The sequence below is a fragment of the Phyllobacterium zundukense genome (assembly GCF_002764115.1).
Classification (GTDB): domain Bacteria; phylum Pseudomonadota; class Alphaproteobacteria; order Rhizobiales; family Rhizobiaceae; genus Phyllobacterium; species Phyllobacterium zundukense.
In genome coordinates this window covers 123,757-144,497 of the sequence record NZ_CP017943.1, presented here as the reverse complement: position 1 = coordinate 144,497, position 20,741 = coordinate 123,757, and the positions used below count along the sequence as shown (strand labels likewise).

The following is a 20,741-nucleotide window of genomic DNA, read 5'->3' as shown; positions in this document are numbered from 1 at the left end:
AGTGAAAGCCAGGCAGCTTACAGGGGACGGAACGAATGTCTGCATGCGTGACCTTTGAGGACCTGACGCTGGGCTACAACAGCCATCCGGCGGTTCATCACCTGGATGGGGTGGTAGCCAAGGGGTCGCTGACTGCGGTGGTTGGCGCGAACGGATCCGGCAAGTCGACCTTGATGAAGGGAATCGTCGGTGTCCTGAAGCCGATGGCCGGCGCCTGCACCGCCACGCAGGGCGTGAAGCTCGCCTATCTGCCGCAGCTGTCGGAACTGGACCGGTCGTTTCCGGCCCGCGTCGTCGATCTGGTCTCGCTCGGCCTGTGGCCCAGGCGCGGTCTTCTCGGCCGCTATCGCCCCGAGGACCGCGCAGCGGTCGCAAATGCGCTTTCGGCCGTCGGGATGGAGGGCTTCGAGAAGCGGCCGATCGACACGCTGTCGGGCGGCCAGTTGCAGCGGGCGTTGTTCGCGCGAGTGCTGGTGCAGGATGCGGATCTCATCCTGCTCGATGAGCCCTTCAACGCCATCGACGCAAGAACCGTCGCCGACCTGATCGACCTCATCAAGCGCTGGCATGGAGAACAGCGCACGATCATGGTCGTCGTCCACGACTTCGATCTCGTGCGGCAGCACTTTCCCGAAGCCTTGCTCTTGGCCCGCCGTCCCGTGGCCTGGGGCGAGGCCCGAAAGACGCTCGCGCCCGAGAATCTGTTACGCGCGCGGCAATTCCACGAGGCATGGAACGAAGATGCACCCTGGTGCGTGCCCGAGGAACATGTCCACAGCGACGCGCATGTCCACGATCATCGTCCTGTGCACGGTCTGGCGCAACACGGGCCAGTCGAGCAGCCGGCGCAAGCGGGCAATGCCGGTCACAGGGGTGCAGCCTGATGCTCTTTCTCTACGAGTACCTGATTGCGCCCTTCGTCGAGTTCGCCTTCATGCAGCGGGCACTCGCGGGAGCACTGATGCTGTCGGTCGGCGCCTGCCCGGTCGGTGTGTTCCTGATGTTGCGCCGGATGAGCCTAACCGGCGACGCCATGGCCCACGCGATCCTGCCGGGTGCGGCCACCGGCTTCCTGCTTTATGGCCTGCAGATCATCCCGATGACACTGGGCGGATTGGCGGCCGGCGTGGTCGTGGCGCTGGGTGCCGGCGCCGTATCCCGTCTGACCATCCAGAAGGAGGATGCCTCGATGGCCGCCTTCTATCTGATCTCGTTGGCGCTCGGCGTGCTGATCGTGTCGCTGCGCGGCTCGAATGTCGATCTCATGCACGTCCTTTTCGGCACCGTGCTGGCGTTGAACAACGATGCATTGAGCCTGATCGGCACGATCACCGTCGTGACCCTGGTCGCCCTCGCCATCTTCTGGCGCGGTCTCGTCGCGGAATGCCTCGATCCGCTGTTCCTGCGCTCGGTGTCGCGGCTTGGCCCCCCGGTCCATTTCATCTTTCTCGGACTGGTGGTGCTCAACCTCGTCGGTGGTTTCCAGGCGCTCGGCACGCTGCTGTCGGTTGGGCTGATGATGGTGCCGGCCGCGGCCGCGCGCTTCTGGACCTCACGCATCGAGCCGATGTGCCTGTTGGCGGTCGCGATCGGCGTGGCGTCCTGCATCTCCGGCCTGCTCCTTTCCTATCACGCCTCGTTGCCCTCAGGCCCGGCCATCATCCTGTCGGCCGGCGTGGTCTACCTGCTTTCCATCATTGCCGGCACGCGCGGCGTTCTCGCCACGCGCGTCCGGCACGCTTCCCACCGCACCGCCTGAACAAAGGAGTCGATCGAATGTCCAGAATGCTGAAGCTCGCCGCCGCCGTGAGCGTCATGACAATATTTCCGGCCGCACTTGCCACTGCCTCGGCCGAAAACCTCAAGGTCGTCGCCAGCTTTTCGATCATTGCGGATTTCGCCAAGAATGTTGGCGGCGATCGGATCGACATCACCACGCTGGTCGGCCCGAACGGTGACGCCCATGTCTATGAACCGAAGCCCGCCGACGCGGCTGCGGTCGGTGCGGCCGACGTTGTGCTCGTCAACGGCCTTCAGTTCGAGGGCTTCCTGCAGCGTCTCGTCGAGGCGAGCGGCATCAAGGCGCCGGTGGTGGAACTGACGAAAGGCGGCGAGGTGCTCAAGAGTGCCGAGGAAGAGCATCATCACGATGATGATAAGACCGCCGAGGGCGAACAGAAACACGAAGCCGGTGAAGAAGGTCACGAGCAAGCTCATGAAGGCCATCACCACCATGGCGAGTTCGATCCGCACGCCTGGCAGTCGGTTCACAATGCCGAAATCTATGTGAAGAACATCGCCGACACTTTCTGCGCTGCTGATGCCGCAGGTTGCGACACCTACAAGGCGAACGCCGAGGCTTATGGCGAGAAGCTCGATGCGCTGGAAGCGGAGATCAAGGCGTCCGTGGCCGAAATCCCCGAAGACAAGCGCGTCGTCATCACCTCGCACGACGCCTTCGGTTATTTCGAACACGAATACGGTCTGAAGTTCCTCGCTCCCGAGGGCGTTTCCACGGAATCGGAAGCTTCGGCGGCCGATGTCGCTGCTCTCATCAAACAGGTCAAGGAAGACAAGGCGTCGGCGATCTTCCTTGAGAACATCACCAATCCGCGCCTGATCGAGCAAATCGCCTCGGAAACGGGCATCAAGGTCGGCGGCACGCTCTATTCCGACGCGCTGTCCGACGAGAGCGGTACGGCGGCGACCTACATCGACATGATGAAGCACAATCTGAGCACGATCAAAGGCGCAATCCTCGGAAGCTAAGCGTCCGCAAACACCAACGGAAAGGCGGAGAAATCCGCCTTTTCTTTGAACCTGCGTCGTAATGTAATAACATAATGGAGAGTGATATGAAGATGAAGCTTACCTCAGCCACGGCCATTGCGGTGGTTCTGTCGCTGTCGGCCGGAACCGCGCTTGCCGAAGATGTCACTGCATGGCGCCTGTTCGTCTCGGATCGCGAGGAGGCGAAGGTGACGGTCATCGATGCCATCAAGGGCGAGGCTCTCGAGACCTTCCAAATCAAGAGTCCAGCGGTGCTTTATAGCAGCGACAGCGGCCGCATCGTGTTTGCCAGACAGGGAGATGCCGGATTGGTCACTGCCATCGCCAGCGGCATTTCCTTCGATGACCATGGCGATCATGGAGATATCGACGTCGAAGCTCCAAAGCTGACGGGCACAGAGATCACCGGCCAGAAGCCGTCCCATTTCGTCGAGCATGGCGGCGAGTTCACTGCTTTTTTCGATGGCGAAGGTGTCGCCCGGATCATCTCGGAGAAGGCGGTGCTGGAGGGCAAGTCGGACGTCCAGGAAGTGAAGACGGACGCGCCGCAGCACGGCGTCGCAGTCGCATATGGCTCCCATGTGCTGCTATCGGAGCCGAACAAGGAAAAGCCGGACGAGCTCCCGGTCGGCATCAGGACCGTTGACGAATCCGGCAAACAGGTCGGCGAAATTGCCGCATGCCCTGACCTCCATGGCGAGGCGTCGTCTGGCAATATTCTGGCGTTTGCCTGTGCAACGGGCCTGCTCGTCGTCACGCATGGCGACGGAGCGCCAGAGATCAAGCATCTGCCCTATTCGGACTCTTTGCCCGACGGCAAGTCTACAACGCTGATCGGTGGTCGCGGTCTACAGTATTTCCTCGGCAACTACGGCGCCGACAAGGTGGTGCTGATCGATCCGACGGTCGAGAGCGACGCCTTCCGGCTGATCGAACTGCCGACCCGGCGCGTGCATTTCGCCGTCGATCCAACTCGACCGAAGTTTGCCTATGTCTTCACCGAAGACGGCCAGCTTCATCAGCTCGATGTCGTTGCCGGCAAGATCGCCAATTCACTGAAGCTGACCGATCCCTATTCGATGGACGGTCACTGGAACGATCCGCGTCCGCGCATCGCGGTCGCAGGCGACAAGATCGTTGTGACCGACCCGCTGCAAGGCAAGCTTCATCTCGTCGATGCTGCCTCCTTCGCGAAGGCTGGCGAGATCGCTGTCGACGGCAAGCCCTACAACATCGTTGCGGTCGGCGGAAGCGGCGAGGTTCACGACGAGGGCGGTGAGAATAAACACGCGCACAGCCACGATCACGGTGATGACCAGGTCTACAAGGGCTACTTCGAGGACCATCAGATCAAGGAGCGCGCACTGTCCGATTGGGCCGGCGATTGGCAGTCGGTCTATCCCTATCTGAAGGATGGGACGCTCGATCCGGTGATGGCTCACAAGGCAGAGACCGGCGACCAGAGCGCCGACGAGTACCGGGCTTATTACGAGATCGGCTATCGGACAGACGTGGAGCGGATCGAGATCAACGGCGACTCCGTGAAGTTCTTCAAGGATGGGAAGCCGCTTGAGGCCCGCTATGCCAGCGATGGCTATGAGATCCTGACCTATGAGAAGGGCAATCGTGGCGTGCGCTTCATCTTCAAGAAGACCGAAGGTGATGCCGCCGCGCCGCAATACATCCAGTTCAGCGACCACAAGATCGCGCCGGAGGCAGCCGGCCACTACCACCTCTACTGGGGCAATGATCGCTCCGCGTTGCTGGAAGAGGTGACGAATTGGCCGACCTACTATCCGTCCTCTCTGAGTGCGAAGGAGATCGTAAGCGAGATGATGGCGCACTGACCGCGTAGATCCGCTCGCATCGTCTGCGCCCGGCCGCTCAGGCCGGGCGTGCTCCCTCCGCACGTCCGCAAGACCAAGAGACACGCCATGCTCGACACAGCCAAACCCAATCTCCGCCTCCCCGTCACCGTGCTTTCCGGATTCCTCGGCGCCGGCAAGACCACGCTCCTGAACCACGTCCTCAACAATCGCGAGGGACGCCGCGTCGCCGTCATCGTCAACGACATGAGCGAGGTGAACATCGACGCTTCCCTCGTACGCGATGGCGGCGCAAACCTCTCGCGCACCGACGAGAAGCTGGTCGAGATGACCAATGGCTGCATCTGCTGCACGCTACGCGACGATCTCCTCAAGGAAGTGCGCAAGCTCTCGCAAGAGGGCCGTTTCGACTATCTGCTGATCGAGGGAACCGGCATCGCCGAGCCGTTGCCGGTCGCCACTACCTTCGACTTCCGCGACGAAAATGGCGAAAGCCTGTCTGACGTCGCGCGCCTCGACACGATGGTCACAGTCGTCGATGCCGCAAACCTGCTGAAGGACTATTCCTCCCGGGATTTCCTGCGCGACCGCGGTGAAACAGCAGGCGATGGCGACGACCGCGCCCTGGTCGACCTGCTGGTCGAGCAGATCGAGTTCGCCAACGTCGTCGTGATGAACAAGGTGTCGGCCGCCTCGCCGCATGATCTCGATCTGGCGCGAAAGATCGTCCGCTCGCTCAATCCCGATGCAGAACTGATCGAGGTCGATTTTGCGCAGGTGCCGCTGGACAAGGTTCTCAACACCGGCCGCTTCGACTTCGAGAGGGCCGAGCAGCACCCGCTCTGGTTCAAGGAGTTGAACGGTTTCAAGGACCACGTGCCCGAGACGGAGGAATACGGCATCCGTTCCTTCGTCTACCGCGAGCGGCGGCCCTTCGACCCGATGAAGCTCAAGGACTTCACCAACAGATCGTGGCCCGGTGTTGTGCGCGCCAAAGGTTTCTTCTGGCTGGCCACGCGGCCCCACTATGTCGGCGAGATCAGCCAGGCCGGCGCGCTCATCCGCACCGGCAAGCGAGGGCTGTGGTGGGCTTCCGTGCCAAAGCATCAATGGCCGGATCATCCCGAATGGAAGGCCGCGATGAAGCCCTATCTCGATCCGATCTGGGGCGACCGCCGGCAGGAGATCGTCTTCATCGGCTGCGATCCGATGAACGAGGCGGCCCTGCGGGCCGAACTCGATGCCTGTCTCGTTCCGGAAGCCGACTTCATGCCCGGCCGCTGGCGCGACCTGCCCGACCCCTTCCCGATCTGGGAACGGCAGGCGGCTTGATGACGCAGCGGCCCGTTCACCCCGCCAATACACTGCCACACGATGGTTCCCTGGTTCGAAAGTGCCGGGGTGAAAAGGGAACATGGTGCGGCTCTTCAGGCCAAGACCATGGCTGCCCCCGCAACTGTAAGCGGCGAGCAAGATCCGACACGCCACTGACCGAAAGGCCGGGAAGGCAAGATCGCGCTGAGACCCGCGAGCCAGGAGACCTGCCATCAGCGAGAATTGACCGGACGGGGTGTGCCGGGAGAAAGCTCGAAGGCGGCCCCGGGCCGTCCTGCGCGCCATCCTCCGGGCCGCATGATCGTCCGTTCTACCTTAGACCCAATGACGGTCATGAGAGCGTAGGATTCCACACTCTCCCGCAAATGCCCCTCGAGGGTCCGAGGCGGGACGTGCGCAGCAGTCGCCCGCAGTCGAAGCCGAGCGGTTGTAGAGTCTACGACATGCATTGCGAATGGCACGATCGAGCCCCATTGCGGACATCAGCGGATTTGATGCTTCTGCCATTCCGGCTCGACCGGCCGGAATAGCCAAAGGCCACCGCAGAGCGCCGTCAGATAGACAACCGCTGCTGCCCCGAATAGCCCCTGCGCGCCGAGCCCATACATCATGCCGCCGGCGACGACGGGGCCGATGACAGCAGCCAGAGCATAGACGGAGGCAAGGGCGGCGGTGGCCCCCGTCAGCTTCTCAGCCTGGAAGCGGTCGCCGATCAGCGCGAGCGCAGCGGTGTAGAGCCCGTAATTCGCGCCGCCCCAGACCAGCATTAGCCCAGCTACGGGCCAGAACTCCATACTCGATCCGTAGACCAGCGGCAGGGTGCAGGCGAGCGATAGGCCGCAGCAACCGAGCACCGTGCGGCGGCGGCCAGCCCTGTCCAGCGCCAGCCCGATCAGCGGCTGCCCGATCACCAGGCCGACATGGAACACCGCGGCGAGCAGCACCGCCTGCGAGACGTCGAAATCGCGATCGAGCATGATAACCGGCATGAGGCTGATGGCGACGGCATCAATCATCGACGCGATAAAGAGAAAGCCGAAGGCAAAAGGAAAGGCTGTGATCGCCGACACGATGTGGCGCGCCGATCCCGGCACGACCAAGCGGCTCACCGGACGCTCCACCGCGGCGAAAGGGATCAGGGCCATCAGCGCAATCGCGGCGCAACCGAGGAGAAGCGCGGCCGGGCGGTCGGGCATCAGAGCAATCATCGCGGGACCGAGTACGAAACCGAGAGCACTGGCAGCGGTATAGACGCCCATGATCCGCCCGCGCCGCTCGGGGGCCGCGGCGGCGTTTAGCGCCGTTTCGGCGACGATGAACATGAGACCCGCACCGCAGCCCAGAATCGCGCGGGCCGCGAACACCGGCCAGAAGTCCCGCAGGAAGGCCAGCGCAATGAGCGCCACCGCCATCAACCCCACACCTGCCAGCGCCGTTCGACCCGCGCCCAAGCGGCGGCCGAGGCCCGGCACCAGCACCACGCCGGCCATGAGGCCGAGGCCGGTCGCAGCCGTATTCAGGCCATTGAGCGCGCCTGACACCTGATCCGACAGTAAGAGACCCAGAAGCGGATAGGTGGTGCCCATCGCGAAGCCGTAGATCGTCACGCCGAGGATCAGCGCGACGATCATCCGGGTTTGGGGTTTCTGCGGTCGGGTCATGGCATCCTCGTGGTGTGGCATTGTCTCAGAAAATGCCGTGCCATTGCCTTTTGCTCAAGGAAATTATTTTGCCCCAAGCGTACGGTTTTGTTATACTAATCTCATGCGCAAACTGCCGAACCTCAACGCCACCCGCGCCTTCGAGGCCGCCGCCCGGCATGGCAGCTTCGCTGGGGCTGCGGAGGAACTGCGGGTCAGCCATGCCGCCGTCAGCCGCCACGTGCGCAATCTGGAGATGGAATTGGGCGTTGAACTCTTCGAGCGCCACGCCCGCCATGTCGTTCTGACCGGCGAAGGCGGCCTCCTCGCCCGCACCGTCGCCCGGTCCTTCGCCGATCTGGCGCTTGGCGTCGGGCTTCTGAAGCGCGGCACTGCCAAGGGAACAGTCGTTCTGGATGTGGAATCCGATCTGGCGGTCTTGTGGCTCATGCCGCGGCTGACGGCGGAGACGCTGGACGCGCTGCGGCTCAACGTCGATCTCCGCTGCCGCCCGGACCCGCCGCGAAGCCTGCCCGGCGATGTCGATCTGGTGCTGACCTGGGGACCGGCGGCGCTGATCGGCTTCCGATCCGAACCCTTCCTGGACCTCAGCGCCTTCCCGGTCGCCTCGCCCGCATTGATCGCGAAGGGCCCCGATCCGGCCTCACCTGGCTTCTACGCTGCGCACAGGCTGATCCACGAGCGCGGGCTCTACTGGTGGCGGCGCTATTGCGAAGCGGCAGGCGTCATGCTGGACGATGTTGACAACCACCTATTCTTCAACCGCATGCATTTGTGCATCGACGCGGCGCTACGCGGTCTTGGCATTGCCATCGGCGACCATCTCTCCTGCGGCCAACATCTGCGGTCGGGGCGTCTTGTTCAGCTTCCCGGCCCGGTGCTGCCGGGACGGGAACAGTATCATCTGCTGACCCCTGACACGACGCACCTGTCACGACCCGCGCGACAAATGCGCGACTGGTTGAGGAAGGGCAGTGCAGAAATGAAAGGGACAGGCTGAAAGGACTCAGCCAATGTCTGGTCTGTCCGCAATTCGGTCGTTTCGCATGGGAGCACTGGGTGGCCGCGCGCGACCCTGTGCTGCCCTTGATTGCTGCTGCTGGAAGGTCGTGAGCGCTTACCGGTCGTTCGGAATTCGACACGCTGAGACGCAAGTTGACCGGCGGTGCTGAGAAAGGCGGGCGAATCCAAATCCGCCACGGGGATCCCCGCCGCATGCTCCTTCAGGATCGCGATGACCTGCACCGCGGTTTAGCTTACATAGACGTCGGCGCGCTGTTCCAGGCGGGCGACGGCGAGTTCGCCGGCGCGACACGTCCTTCTGCGTTTATTCGCGCGCCTGACAACCTCCTGTTTCCGCCAATGCTGAGGCTGCATGCAAGGTCGTCAAGTTTGATAATGTCGTAAAGCTGGCGGCGATTAAAATGATGAAGGTCGATCACACAATTCCCCACGCCCGAAACCTCCCCCTGCCTGTCATCTCACGCAGGCCGAGTTCGCCAACGAGGTTGAGCGCAGGAGCGAGTGTAGGTCGAGGTCTGTCGTCTCACCTTCGGCGGCTTAGAAACGGGGCCGCCTGTAATCAACTGAGGAATTACAATGGGTACTTTTATCACTTGCGCGGTAACCGGCGGTGCAGACACGGTCTCGCGCCATCCACGGATACCGGCCACCCCCAGGGAAATTGCGGACGCAGCCATCTCGGCCGCAAAGGCGGGTGCTGCAATCGTCCACCTCCACGCGCGTGACCCGCAAACTCGTCAGCAAAGCAGGGACCCAGAACTTTTCGCGGAGATCGTATCTCTGATCCGGGACAGTGGCACGGATGTCATCATCAACGTCAGCTGCGGGATGGCAGGCGATTTAGTGCTCACTGAAACGCCCGAGAGCCAGCTAGCGGGACCGGGAACAGATCTGCTCGGCCCAATTGAGCGGCTTCAACACTTGGACCGTCTTTGCCGTGACCCCAAGCTCAAGCCTGAAATCTGCACCCTTGACTGCGGCTCCATGAATTTCGGCGATGGCGATCTCGTATACTTGGCGCCAGCAACATATCTCCGGCCGATGGCCAAGCATAACCCACAAAGCGGAGAAGGCGGCAAAATGAAGGATACGATGATTGGTGTGGATCTGGCAAAGAGTGTTTTCCAGCTCCACGGAGCGTCGATGACGGGTCAGGTGAAGTTTCGCAAAAAGCTCTCACGGTCCCAGTTTCTGAAGTTCATAGCGGATCAATCACCTGCGGTCGTGGTGATGGAAGCCTGCGGCAGCGCGCACTACTGGGCTCGACAGGTCGCGGAGTTCGGCCATGAGGTGAAACTGATTGCGCCACAGTATGTCCGGCCGTTCGTGAAGCGGCAGAAAAACGATGCGGCCGACGCCGAGGCGATCGTCATCGCGGCGCAGCGGCCGGAGATGCGCTTCGTGGAACCCAGGTCGGAATGGCAGCAAGCCAGGGCGGTGCTGTTCCGGGCCCGTGACCGACTCGTCCATCAGCGCACCGAACTTGTGAATGCCCTGCGAGCAGTGCTCTACGAATATGGTCATACAATCCCGCAGGGCATCGTCCACCTCAAGCGCATCGAGGCGCTCCTCCGATGAACCAAAGAGCGACCTGCCAGGTCTGGTCCGCGAGGAATGCCGGGATCTTCTGGCGCAAATCTGCGAGAAGACAGTGCGTATCCAGACCAAAACGAGGAGGATCAAGGAAGTGGCGGCCGAATCCGATACGACGCGACGGTTGCAGACAATGCCGGGGGTTGGCCCGATCGTCGCGCTTGCGGTCGAGGCCTTCGCTCCTGCGATGGCAAGCTTCAAGCGTGGCCGGGATTTCGCTGCCTGGCTTGGGCTCGTTCCACGACAGCATTCCTCGGGCGGCAAGGAGCGGCTCGGGCGCGTCTCGAAGGCCGGCCAGGCCGACATCCGCCAGTTGCTGATCATCGGGGCAATGTCGCGGTTGACCTGGCTCGGGCGCAGGTCCATCACTGAGGGATCGTGGCTGGACCAGATGCTGGTGAGAAAACCGAAGATGCTGGTCGCAATCGCCCTGGCCAATAAGATGGCGCGGGCAATCTGGGCCATGTTGACGAAGGGAGAAGATTACAACGATCCGGCACTGATTGCGGCGGCATGATCGTCGCAACGACAATCACCGGTAAAGCAGTGTGAGAAGGCAATGACCTGAATGGGCAAATGATCGAACAGATCTGGATCAGGAAAACCAGCTAATGGCTCTGAGCCTTTGTGCTCGCAGACGAGATTAGGACCTGATCCGCAGATCACCATACCGGCCCGCGGCGCCAGACAGGCCGCTTCCATGAGGCCTGACACAAGACCGCACTCGATCACTGTTCATAAGGTTCAAAAACTTCTTGCATCCCGGGCGGCAACCACACAAGCCATTATGCGATTTTCGGGCACATACCAAGAACACTAGGCTGTTTAGTAAGCGTGGCGACGACTGATGGAAGACGTTCCTTTGAAAATGCAGATAATAGCGCTTTTCGACTTGTGCCTGGATGTCCTCAACGCACTTGCGGTCGCAGCCCAACAGGGATCCGGAAGGCGCAAGCCACGGCCTGGTTCTGGCTATGCAGCAATCGATGCGAAATCGATCCAGCAGTTACGAATTCTGTTCGATTGATCCGACGCCTCCTGATAGCAACGGCAAATGCGAGACGACCAGCATTTGGGCCGCGCCTTTCTAATTGACGGCTTAATCGGCCATTAATAAACGATGGGGTACCGTCTTAGATGATGCAAACTTTTGATCGCGTCAGAAATCTCACTTCCCGGCCATTATCGAGCGAAAACATGCCGCCGCGACCTGGGACAACGTCTGTGATAAGCTCGGTGTGCTTCCACACGTCATATTGCGGGGCGCTGATGTAGACGGGAGCTCCACCGATTTCACCGAGCCGAACGTCATGGTCGCCGATGATAAAATCGCCTTTTGGATAACACATCGGTGACGAGCCGTCGCAACAGCCGCCAGACTGATGAAACAAAATCGGCCCGTACTCCGACTGAAGCGTCGCTATCAGTTCAAGCGCAGCAGGTGTAGCGCTGACTTTATCTTCCATTTGCTCCCTCCAGCAAAACATCATCGGTGGCGCAAAAAGTGCCACCGATGTTTATTTCTAGCCGACGATCTTAGAAGAAACCGAGTTTTTTTGGGCTGTAGCTGACGAGCATGTTCTTGGTCTGCTGGTAGTGGTCCAGCATCTTCAGATGGTTTTCACGGCCAATGCCAGACTGCTTGTAGCCACCGAATGCGGCATGCGCCGGATAGGCATGGTAGCAGTTTGTCCAGACGCGGCCTGCTTGAATCGCACGTCCGAAGCGGTAGCAAGTATTTGCATCGCGGCTCCAGATACCTGCGCCAAGGCCATAGAGCGTATCGTTGGCGATCGACAGCGCCTCGTCATTGTCCTTGAAGGTCGTCACTGAAACAACAGGTCCAAATATCTCTTCCTGGAAGATGCGCATGCGGTTATGACCCTTGAAGACGGTCGGCTGCACATAATATCCACCCGCCAGATCACCGGCGAGCAAATTGCGTTCGCCGCCGATCAGCACCTCGGCACCCTCCTGTCTGCCGATGTCCATGTAGGAGAGGATTTTCTCCAGCTGTTCGCTTGAAGCCTGAGCGCCGATCATGGTCGCCGGATCCAACGGATCGCCTTGCACGATCGCCTCCACGCGCTTCAGCGCCTTTTCCATGAACTTGTCATAGATGGCCTCATGGACAAGAGCGCGGCTCGGACAGGTGCATACTTCGCCCTGATTGAGGGCGAACATAACGAAGCCTTCTATTGCCTTGTCAAAGAAATCATCATCTTCGCCCGTAACATCCTTGAAGAAGATGTTGGGGGACTTGCCGCCGAGCTCCAGTGTCACCGGTATCAGGTTCTGGCTGGCATACTGCATGATCAGCCGGCCGGTCGTCGTCTCGCCTGTGAAAGCGATCTTGGCAATGCGGGGGCTCGAGGCAAGCGGCTTGCCAGCCTCGAGGCCAAAACCATTGACAATGTTGAGCACGCCGGGCGGCAGGATATCTGCGATCAGTTCGGCGAGCACCAGGATGGATGCAGGGGTCTGTTCTGCAGGCTTCAGCACGACGCAATTTCCCGCAGCCAATGCCGGGGCAAGCTTCCACACTGCCATCAGGATCGGGAAATTCCACGGGATGATCTGACCGACGACACCGAGCGGTTCATGAAAATGATAGGCCACCGTATCGTGATCGATTTCCGAGATACCACCTTCCTGTGCGCGGATCGCACCGGCGAAATAGCGGAAATGGTCGATGGCGAGCGGCAGATCAGCCGCCGTGGTTTCGCGGATCGGCTTGCCATTATCCCAGGTTTCCGCCTGGGCAAGCACAGCGAGGCTGTCTTCCATCACCTGTGCGATCTTGTTGAGCATGACGCTGCGTTCAGCAGGGCTCGTACGGCCCCAGGCTTGCTTGGCAGCATGCGCTGCGTCGAGTGCCGCATCGACATCACTTGCGTCGGAACGGGCGATCTCGCAAAGAACCTGACCGTTTACCGGCGACGTGTTTTCAAAATAACGGCCGGCCTTCGGTTCGACGAACTTGCCGCCAATGAAGTTGCCATAGCGCTTTTTGAAATAGGGTTTGGCTGTGCGGTGGAACTCTATCTTGTTCACGGATTTTCCTCCCTTGCAGCGCAGCTCGCTCCTGCAAACCGGCTGCGTTGAAAACACCGCCTCCTGCGGTATCAAAGGCAAGGATCGCGCTCTATGAGTTATATGTCAGCCCAGCCAAGGCAGGGCCGTCGTTGATGTGTCGCAGTTCTGCGACAGTTGCGGTTAGAAATCGCTGAACGACACCTTATCGGGAAAGCCGAGCCGTTTCAGTTTGCGATGCAGGGTGGAGCGGCTGATACCCAGATTGTTTGCGGCAGCGGATATGTTGCCGCCAGAACGTGCCAAAGCACGCTGGATGGCGCCTCGTTCTGCGGTGGCATAATCGAGCTCGGCATTGGCTTGCTCGCCCAGAACGTCAGAAGCCGGCAAGGGCTTGCGGAGCGATTCATCGGTCAATCCAAGCATATGGCGTGCTGCGCGGGAAGCGCCGATAACGAGATCATCCTCATCCACAGCAATCAGTGCATGCATGGCTCGTTCGCTCGCGGCGTCCGCGCCTTGCGCCAAAACGATTCTTGCCTTGGGGAATACCAACCGGAAGTTCTCAGCCTCGAGCCTGCGCGCGGCATCAACCACGGCAACAGCAATGAGTTTGACGAAATCCTCGGTCAAGTCGCGGCGGGCCGAGGAGACGTCAATTGCCGCAATCAGGCGGCCCCGATGATCGAAAATCGGGGCAACAGTACAGGACAGCGCAGTGTTCCGGCTGCGGAAATGTTGATCCCGGTGGATGGTAAGCGCCCTCTGTTCGGCAAGCGCGGTACCGATTCCATTGGTCCCTTCGCTCTCCTCGCTCCACACTACTCCGGTCCAAAGACCGATCGTACGGAATGTCGCGTCATCTCCTTCGTAGCCGCGACGATCGACCGGAATTCCATCCTTGTCAGCTAGCAGGACACAGCAGCCTGCACCACCGACGGCGGAATAAAGGCGGTCCAGCGTCGACTCTGCGGTATCGATTAATGATCCAAGCCGTTCGCGCGCATCTTTCAGTTCACGGTCGGTGAGCACTTTCGGAGTGCCTTCTTCGGGATTCAAACCGTAAAGACGCATCGAACGGCCCCAGGATGCGATCAGCGCAGATTGTGCAGCGGCACTTCCGATCAATGCGGACTGTATATGTTCGGCATGCAAGCCATCATGCCGCGTTGCCATGGCCTCCTCCCAAAGTTCAAGCGAACTACCATCGCTATTGCCAGCGTATGCTACTTTGACTTGCCGTCAATGGTCGATTTTGTCGTCACAGCTGGCGGCGGACACCTCCGCCACCAGCCAATGTCATCCGAAACTTACTTGTTCCAGCTCTTGACCAGCTCATCGTAGTTGATGGTCTGGGGCTTTTCCTTTTCGTTCTCGATCTTCAACTGGGGTGCCAGATGGCCGGCCTTGACTGCCTCGGCATTCCAGTAGGCAAGATCATGTTCCTCGGCCAGTTTCGGACCGATATCACCCTGCACGCCTGACTTTTCGAGGCGTCCGAGAACCTTCTCCTGCTCGGAACATAGCGAGTCCATGGCTTCCTGTGCGGATTTCGCACCGGACGAAGCATCGCCGATCGCCTGCCACCAGAGCTGAGCCAGCTTCGGATAATCCGGAACGTTGGTACCCGTCGGCGACCATTGCAGGCGTGCCGGCGAGCGATAAAACTCGACCAGACCGCCTAGTTTTGGTGCACGGTCGGTGAAGCTCTTGTGATCGAGCGTCGACTGGCGAATGAAGGTAAGGCCAACATGGCTCTTCTTCACGTCGACGGTTTTCGATGTTACGAACTGGGCATAGAGCCAGGCAGCCTTTGCCCGATCATCCGGAGTGGACTTCAGCAGCGTCCAGGAACCCGCATCCTGATAACCGAGCTTCATGCCGTCTTTCCAGTAAACGCCATGCGGGCTCGGGGCCATGCGCCATTTCGGTGTACCGTCAGCATTAACGACCGGCAGCCCGTCCTTGACACTGTCTGCGGTGAAGGCCGTGTACCAGAAGATTTGCTGGGCGACATTGCCTTGCGCCGGGATCGGTCCGGATTCAGAGAAGGTCATGCCCTGAGCTTCCGGCGGAGCATAAGCCTTCAGCCAATCGAGATATTTCTGGATCGAGTAAACTGAGGCTGGACCATTGGTATCACCGCCGCGAGCGACGCAAGAGCCGACAGGCTGCGATTTGTCGTTGACCTTGATGCCCCATTCATCGACTGGCAGACCATTCGGGATACCCTTGTCGCCATTGCCAGCCATGGAGAGCCAGGCATCGGTGAAGCGCCAGCCAAGCGATGGGTCCTTCTTGCCATAGTCCATATGGCCGAAGACCTTCTTGCCATCGATCTCCCGGCCGGTGAAGAACTCGGCGATATCTTCATAGGCTGACCAATTGACCGGGACCCCGAGGTCATAGCCGTATTTGGCCTTGAAGTCGGCCTTGTTCTTTTCGTCGTTGAACCAGTCATAGCGGAACCAGTAGAGGTTCGCGAATTGCTGGTCAGGCAATTGATAAAGCTTGCCGTCCGGTGCCGTGGTGAACGATTTGCCGATGAAATCATCGACGTCGATGCCGGGATTGGTGACATCCTTGCCTTCGTTGGCCATCCAGTCGGTCAGGCTGCGTGCCTGCTGATAGCGCCAATGCGTACCAATCAGATCGCTATCGTTGATATAGGCATCATAGATGTTTTCGCCCGACTGCATCTGCGTCTGCAGCTTTTCCACCACGTCACCTTCACCGATCAGGTCATGGGTGACCTTGATGCCAGTGATATCGGTGAATGCCTTGGCGAGTGTCTTGGACTCGTAATCGTGCGTGGTGATGGTTTCGGAAACCACCTTGATGTCCATGCCGGCGAAAGGCTTTGCCGCATCGACGAACCACTGCATTTCCTTTTCCTGCGCCGCCCTGTCGAGGGTCGACATGTCACCAATCTCCTTGTCAAGGAATGCCTTGGCTTCGTCCATTCCGGCCCAGGCGCTGCCTGCACCGAACAGCAGCGCCAAGGCTGTCGTTGTCGTTAAAATTCGCGTTCGCATGATTGTCCTCCCAAAGTTGCGATTGCATCGTCAAATGTCCGGCGGGTGCCGGGCACCTAATTTCTAGACATAGCGGAATACGCCGATGGCATAGACCGCGGATAAAGCCAAAGCCCACCAGAGGTTCGGACCGACAAGTCCCAGCCAGGCGAGATGAATGAAGGCGCTGCCGAGCAGCGTAACGAAGAGCCGGTCGCCGCGCGTTGTTTCAAAGCGCAGGATACCAACACGCGGATTGCCGCCTGGGGATGCATATTCCCATACGGCCATCAGCGACATCAGAAAGAAAATAGTCAAGAAAAACAGTGCCGTCGGGAACGTCCAGGCCATCCAGCCGCCTTTGACCAGTGGCGCGAACCAGTCACGCGCACCATCCTTGAAAGGAACCGCTCCCACAAGCAGCCCGACCATGATTGCGAAAGCGGCGACGACTGCCGCCAGCACTACAGGCCAACGCCTAGTCGCTTCCATTATACCCTCCCCAGGGCGAAGCCCTTGGCGATGTAGTTGCGGACGAAATAAATAACGATGGCGCCCGGAATGATGGTCAGCACACCGGCCGCAGCCAGAACGCCCCAGTCCATGCCGGAAGCCGAAACCGTGCGGGTCATGATGGCAGCGATCGGCTTGGCAGCAGTCGTCGTCAAGGTGCGGGCGATCAGCAGTTCCACCCATGAGAACATGAAGCAGAAGAAGGCCGCAACGCCGATGCCGCTGGCGATGAGCGGTACGAATATCTTTACGAAGAAGCGCGGGAATGAGTATCCATCGATATAGGCCGTCTCATCAATCTCCTTGGGCACCCCGGACATGAAGCCCTCGAGGATCCACACGGCGAGCGGTACATTGAACAGGCAGTGCGCCAGCGCCACGGCGATATGCGTATCGATCAAGCCAAAGGCCGAATAGAGCTGGAAGAACGGCAACGCGAACACGGCGGGCGGTGCCATGCGGTTGGTCAGCAGCCAGAAGAACAAATGCTTGTCGCCGAGGAACCGGTAGCGTGAGAAGGCATAGGCTGCAGGCAACGCCACCAGCACCGAGATCACCGTGTTCATCACCACATAGATGATGGAATTGATATAACCCTTGTACCAGGATGGATCGGTGAAAATGACCGCATAATTGTGCAGCGTCGGGTTCTGCGGCCAAAGTGCAAATGAGTTCATGATCTCATTGTTTGTCTTGAAGCTCATATTGATGAGCCAGTAGATCGGCAGCATCAGGAAGATGATGTAGAGCGTCGGGATCAGCCACCAGAATTTGGATTCGTCGCCGCGCTTGCGCATCTGTCGCGCCAGCGCCTTTGCTATTTTTCCTTGCTGGATGTCGTCATGCCTGGATGTCCGTGGAAGGCTCGCGTCGTTAACATTCATGTCAGCGCTCCGCATCGTAATTGGTCATGACGGTGTAGAAGACCCATGACAGCAAGAGAATGATCAGGAAGTAGACGATCGACATGGCCGCGGCAGGCCCAAGATCGAACTGGCCGACCGCCATCTTGACGAGATCGATCGACAGGAACGTCGTCGAACTGCCGGGGCCACCGCCAGTGACGACGAAGGGTTCGGTGTAGATCATGAAACTATCCATGAAGCGCAGAAGTACAGCGATCAGAAGCACGCGGTTCATCTTCGGCAGCTGGATATAACGGAACACCGCCCAGCGCGAGGCACCATCGATCTTTGCCGCCTGATAGAAGGCATCGGGAATGGACACGAGACCGGCATAGCACAGCAGCACAACGAGGCTCGTCCAATGCCAGATATCCATGATTACAATCGTAAACCAGGCCGCGACAGGATCGGCAGCATAATTATAGGCAATGCCCATTTTCGCCAAGGAGTAGCCCAACAATCCAATGTCAGATCGGCACAGGAGCTGCCAGATCGTACCGACCACATTCCACGGGATAAGCAGCGGCAGTGCCATCAGCACGAGGCAAACGGGAACGCCCCAGCCCTTGCGCGGCATATTGAGCGCAATGATGATACCCAGCGGAATCTCGATCGCAAGGATGATGAAGGAGAAGATGAGATTGCGCCCGAGCGATGCATGAAACCGCTCGGAGTGGAGGATTTCGTCAAACCATTCGGTTCCGGCCCAGAAAAACTGGTTGTTGCCGAATGTGTCCTGCACCGAATAATTGACGACGGTCATCAGCGGGATAACGGCTGAAAAGGCCACGAGCAGCAGCACCGGCAGCACCATGAACCAGGCTTTGTTGTTCCAGGTTTTTTCCATGGTTCAGTTTCCTCCCACGCGCCAGCTATCGGCATAGATATTGATGCCCTTCGGATCGAAGGCGATATGCGGCTCGGCCGGAATATCCTCGCCCTCACCGACAATGATAGCGATGTCCTGATTTTCGAGCCGGGTGCGGACGATCTTGTGGCGGCCGATATCCTCGACCTTGGCAATTTTCACCGGCATCCCCGCACGCCCGAGCCGTACATATTCCGGGCGAATGCCGAGTTCGACCGTCTTTGCCGCGGCGGGCATCACTGGCGCTGGCAGCTGGATCTGATGGCTGCCGATCTGAGCGGTCCCGCCGGAAAGCTTCACCGGCATGACATTCATCCCGGGCGAGCCGATAAAATAGCCAACGAATGTGTGCTTCGGCCGCTCAAACAGTTCTTCCGGCGTGCCAATCTGCACGATCTCGCCGTCATACATGACCACGACCTTCTGGGCGAAGGTCAGCGCTTCCGTCTGATCGTGCGTTACATAGACCATGGTGTAGCCGAAGCGCTGGTGCAGCTGTTTCAACTGCGAGCGCAGCACCCACTTCATGTGGGGATCGATGACCGTCAGCGGCTCGTCGAAGAGAATGGCGTTGACATCGGAACGAACCAGGCCGCGGCCGAGCGAAATCTTTTGTTTCTGGTCGGCGGTGAGGCCGCGTGCCTTCTTGTTGGCCCAGCTGGCCAGATCGATCATGTCCAGCGTCTCGCGCACTTTGCGGTCGATTTCGGCCTCGGCCACGCCGCGATTGCGCAAGGGAAAGGCAAGATTATCGTAGACCGTCATCGTGTCGTAGATGACCGGGAACTGGAACACCTGCGCGATGTTGCGTTCCTGGGTAGAAAGGTTGGTCACATCCTGGCCGTCGAATAACAACTGACCGTGCGACGGGTGAATCAGCCCGGAGATAATGTTGAGAAGTGAGGTCTTGCCGCAGCCGGATGGACCGAGCAGAGCATAGGCGCCGCCGTCTTCCCAGCTGTGGTGGACTTCCTTCAACGCATAGTCCTTGTCCGATTTCGGATTGGGGCCGTAGGCGTGGCGAATATGGTTGAGGTCGATGCGTGCCATGGTTCCCCCTATGCCGCCAGCTTCTGGCGGCGGCTGACGGAATTGCCGCTCATGTCGAAAATCATCAGATTGCGTGGATCGATGAAGATGTCGATCTCCTCGTCGGGCGTGTAGATGTGGATGCCGTGCGTAAGCATCGTCCAGCGCGCATCGGCAAAGGAGAGATGCACGAAGCTTTCCGAGCCGGTAATTTCGGTGGCGGTAACGCTTGCTCTCAAGCCAATCTCATCGGCATTGCTGCGGACGGTGTTGATATGATGCGGCTGGAAGCCGATCGTATAGGTGCCATCGGCGAATTCGGCGAGATGCGCCGGTACTGGCAGCGTGACGCCGCCCTCCAGCTGGAATGCCTTGCCGAACTTCGCCAGCGCAATGGTGTTGAGCGGCGGATCGGCAAAAGTCTGCGCCGTGATCAGGTCATCCGGCTTGCGGAACACGTCGATGGTCGGCCCGAACTGGGTGATGCGGCCTTCGGCGAGGGTCGCGGTATTGCCGCCCAGCAGCAGAGCTTCGTGGGGTTCAGTGGTGGCATAGACGAAGATCGTGCCGGACTCGGCGAATATCCTCGGCAATTCCTGCCGCAGTTCCTCGCGCAGCTTATAGTCGAGGTTGGCCAGCGGCTCATCGAGCAGCACCAGCTTGGCATTCTTTACAATAGCGCGGGCGAGTGCAGTGCGCTGCTGCTGGCCGCCCGAAAGGTTGAGCGGCGTACGGTCGAGAAAAGGCGTGAGCTTCAGCATTTCGGCGGCCTTGCGCACTTCGCGATCGATCGTCGTTTTGTCGGCGCCGGCCACGCGCATCGGCGAAGCAATGTTCTCATAGACCGTGAAGGCCGGATAATTGATGAACTGCTGGTAGACCATGGCGACTGAACGCTTCTGCACCGGAACACCCGTCACATCCTTGCCGTCAAACCATATAGAACCGGAAGTCGGCACATCCAGCCCGGCCATGATGCGCATGAGGCTTGTCTTGCCGGACAGGGTGGGCCCGAGCAGGACATTCAGCGTTGCATGTTCCAAGTTGAGCGAAATATCGCTGAGATGGGGCTTGCCACCCACCACCTTGGATACATTCCGCAGTTCCAACATTCTTACTCCTCCCAAATGCTTTCATCATGACCTTGTTCA

At 59.6% G+C, this 20,741-nt stretch carries 16 protein-coding genes, 4 pseudogenes and 1 riboswitch; of the genes and pseudogenes, 9 read left to right on the top strand and 11 right to left on the bottom strand.

All coding sequences use genetic code 11. The features are described 5' to 3' along the window. Positions 1 to 35 precede the first annotated feature (35 nt). The 6 genes and pseudogenes from aztA to zigA all read left to right on the top strand — a co-directional run bounded on the left by aztA (position 36) and on the right by zigA (position 5,948). The gene (aztA, locus tag BLM14_RS26325) at positions 36 to 884 is read left to right on the top strand and encodes a zinc ABC transporter ATP-binding protein AztA (protein ID WP_100003044.1); all 849 of its coding nucleotides are present in this window, start codon (positions 36 to 38) and stop codon (positions 882 to 884) included. Then, complete coding sequence (gene aztB, locus BLM14_RS26320) at positions 884 to 1,759, top strand: zinc ABC transporter permease AztB (RefSeq protein WP_100003043.1); 876 nt, start codon at positions 884 to 886, stop codon at positions 1,757 to 1,759. The genes aztA and aztB overlap by 1 nt, the downstream gene beginning before the upstream one ends. 17 nt (positions 1,760 to 1,776) lie before the next feature. Beyond that, on the top strand, positions 1,777 to 2,769 hold the full coding sequence (gene aztC, locus BLM14_RS26315; RefSeq protein WP_100003042.1) for a zinc ABC transporter substrate-binding protein AztC: 993 nt from the start codon (positions 1,777 to 1,779) through the stop codon (positions 2,767 to 2,769). A 74-nt stretch (positions 2,770 to 2,843) separates the two neighbouring features. After that, a pseudogene (gene aztD, locus BLM14_RS26310) lies at positions 2,844 to 3,980 on the top strand (zinc metallochaperone AztD); the annotation flags it as partial. A gap of 42 nt (positions 3,981 to 4,022) precedes the next feature. Continuing rightward, a complete protein-coding gene (locus BLM14_RS32345; protein ID WP_418314283.1) occupies positions 4,023 to 4,637 on the top strand; it encodes a ZinT family metal-binding protein in 615 nt (204 codons plus the stop codon). 87 nt (positions 4,638 to 4,724) lie between these two features. Continuing rightward, entirely contained in the window at positions 4,725 to 5,948 is a 1,224-nt protein-coding gene (gene zigA, locus BLM14_RS26305) for a zinc metallochaperone GTPase ZigA (RefSeq protein WP_100003041.1), read from the top strand. 26 nt (positions 5,949 to 5,974) lie between these two features. Next, a riboswitch (cobalamin riboswitch) is annotated at positions 5,975 to 6,179 on the top strand. A gap of 254 nt (positions 6,180 to 6,433) precedes the next feature. Here the strand turns inward: zigA and BLM14_RS26300 are convergent. Then, complete coding sequence (locus BLM14_RS26300) at positions 6,434 to 7,612, bottom strand: MFS transporter (RefSeq protein WP_162293256.1); 1,179 nt, start codon at positions 7,610 to 7,612, stop codon at positions 6,434 to 6,436. A 37-nt stretch (positions 7,613 to 7,649) separates the two neighbouring features. Between BLM14_RS26300 and BLM14_RS26290 the strand changes: the two genes are divergently transcribed. Beyond that, complete coding sequence (locus BLM14_RS26290) at positions 7,650 to 8,612, top strand: LysR substrate-binding domain-containing protein (RefSeq protein ID WP_162293255.1); 963 nt, start codon at positions 7,650 to 7,652, stop codon at positions 8,610 to 8,612. A gap of 438 nt (positions 8,613 to 9,050) precedes the next feature. On the opposite strand, the pseudogene BLM14_RS26280 reads toward BLM14_RS26290, so the two are convergent. After that, a pseudogene (locus BLM14_RS26280) lies at positions 9,051 to 9,146 on the bottom strand (helix-turn-helix domain-containing protein); the annotation flags it as partial. A 65-nt stretch (positions 9,147 to 9,211) separates the two neighbouring features. On the opposite strand from BLM14_RS26280, the pseudogene BLM14_RS26275 reads away from it, so the two are divergent. Together BLM14_RS26275 and BLM14_RS26270 are read left to right on the top strand one after the other, a co-directional pair. Continuing rightward, positions 9,212 to 9,628: pseudogene (locus BLM14_RS26275) on the top strand (3-keto-5-aminohexanoate cleavage protein); the annotation flags it as partial. 87 nt (positions 9,629 to 9,715) lie between these two features. Beyond that, positions 9,716 to 10,745, top strand: a pseudogene (locus BLM14_RS26270) (IS110 family RNA-guided transposase). Positions 10,746 to 11,361: 616 nt separating this feature from the next. On the opposite strand, the gene BLM14_RS26260 reads toward BLM14_RS26270, so the two are convergent. The 9 genes from BLM14_RS26260 to BLM14_RS26220 form a co-directional block, all read right to left on the bottom strand. Next, on the bottom strand, positions 11,362 to 11,718 hold the full coding sequence (locus tag BLM14_RS26260) for a DUF779 domain-containing protein (RefSeq protein WP_237143729.1): 357 nt from the start codon (positions 11,716 to 11,718) through the stop codon (positions 11,362 to 11,364). Positions 11,719 to 11,764: 46 nt separating this feature from the next. After that, a complete protein-coding gene (gene adh, locus BLM14_RS26255) occupies positions 11,765 to 13,282 on the bottom strand; it encodes an aldehyde dehydrogenase (protein ID WP_100003035.1) in 1,518 nt (505 codons plus the stop codon). A gap of 162 nt (positions 13,283 to 13,444) precedes the next feature. Next, the gene (locus BLM14_RS26250) at positions 13,445 to 14,437 is read right to left on the bottom strand and encodes a GAF domain-containing protein (RefSeq protein ID WP_100003034.1); all 993 of its coding nucleotides are present in this window, start codon (positions 14,435 to 14,437) and stop codon (positions 13,445 to 13,447) included. A 134-nt stretch (positions 14,438 to 14,571) separates the two neighbouring features. Beyond that, on the bottom strand, positions 14,572 to 16,296 hold the full coding sequence (locus BLM14_RS26245; protein ID WP_100003033.1) for an ABC transporter substrate-binding protein: 1,725 nt from the start codon (positions 16,294 to 16,296) through the stop codon (positions 14,572 to 14,574). Between the two features lie 63 nt (positions 16,297 to 16,359). Next, entirely contained in the window at positions 16,360 to 16,767 is a 408-nt protein-coding gene (locus BLM14_RS26240) for a DUF2160 domain-containing protein (protein ID WP_100003032.1), read from the bottom strand. Then, positions 16,767 to 17,585, bottom strand: a complete 819-nt coding sequence (locus tag BLM14_RS26235; protein ID WP_100003402.1) for a carbohydrate ABC transporter permease — start codon at positions 17,583 to 17,585, stop codon at positions 16,767 to 16,769. The genes BLM14_RS26240 and BLM14_RS26235 overlap by 1 nt, the downstream gene beginning before the upstream one ends. An 88-nt stretch (positions 17,586 to 17,673) precedes the next feature. After that, a complete protein-coding gene (locus tag BLM14_RS26230; RefSeq protein WP_100003031.1) occupies positions 17,674 to 18,540 on the bottom strand; it encodes a carbohydrate ABC transporter permease in 867 nt (288 codons plus the stop codon). A 3-nt stretch (positions 18,541 to 18,543) separates the two neighbouring features. After that, positions 18,544 to 19,611, bottom strand: coding sequence for an ABC transporter ATP-binding protein (locus BLM14_RS26225; protein WP_100003030.1), 1,068 nt, complete (start codon positions 19,609 to 19,611; stop codon positions 18,544 to 18,546). An 8-nt stretch (positions 19,612 to 19,619) separates the two neighbouring features. Continuing rightward, positions 19,620 to 20,702: an ABC transporter ATP-binding protein gene (locus tag BLM14_RS26220; protein ID WP_100003029.1), complete on the bottom strand. Its 1,083-nt coding sequence runs from the start codon at positions 20,700 to 20,702 to the stop codon at positions 19,620 to 19,622. Positions 20,703 to 20,741 lie beyond the last annotated feature (39 nt).

Bases quoted from the DNA above. Each gene is read 5' to 3' on its own strand.
- aztA (WP_100003044.1), top strand. From the start codon at position 36: ATGTCTGCATGCGTGACCTTTGAGGACCTGACGCTGGGCTACAACAGC.
- aztB (WP_100003043.1), top strand. From the start codon at position 884: ATGCTCTTTCTCTACGAGTACCTGATTGCGCCCTTCGTCGAGTTCGCC.
- aztC (WP_100003042.1), top strand. From the start codon at position 1,777: ATGTCCAGAATGCTGAAGCTCGCCGCCGCCGTGAGCGTCATGACAATA.
- zigA (WP_100003041.1), top strand. From the start codon at position 4,725: ATGCTCGACACAGCCAAACCCAATCTCCGCCTCCCCGTCACCGTGCTT.
- BLM14_RS26300 (WP_162293256.1), bottom strand. From the start codon at position 7,612: ATGACCCGACCGCAGAAACCCCAAACCCGGATGATCGTCGCGCTGATC.
- BLM14_RS26260 (WP_237143729.1), bottom strand. From the start codon at position 11,718: ATGATGTTTTGCTGGAGGGAGCAAATGGAAGATAAAGTCAGCGCTACA.
- BLM14_RS26250 (WP_100003034.1), bottom strand. From the start codon at position 14,437: ATGGCAACGCGGCATGATGGCTTGCATGCCGAACATATACAGTCCGCA.
- BLM14_RS26245 (WP_100003033.1), bottom strand. From the start codon at position 16,296: ATGCGAACGCGAATTTTAACGACAACGACAGCCTTGGCGCTGCTGTTC.
- BLM14_RS26240 (WP_100003032.1), bottom strand. From the start codon at position 16,767: ATGGAAGCGACTAGGCGTTGGCCTGTAGTGCTGGCGGCAGTCGTCGCC.
- BLM14_RS26235 (WP_100003402.1), bottom strand. From the start codon at position 17,585: ATGCGCAAGCGCGGCGACGAATCCAAATTCTGGTGGCTGATCCCGACG.
- BLM14_RS26230 (WP_100003031.1), bottom strand. From the start codon at position 18,540: ATGGAAAAAACCTGGAACAACAAAGCCTGGTTCATGGTGCTGCCGGTG.
- BLM14_RS26225 (WP_100003030.1), bottom strand. From the start codon at position 19,611: ATGGCACGCATCGACCTCAACCATATTCGCCACGCCTACGGCCCCAAT.
- BLM14_RS26220 (WP_100003029.1), bottom strand. From the start codon at position 20,702: ATGTTGGAACTGCGGAATGTATCCAAGGTGGTGGGTGGCAAGCCCCAT.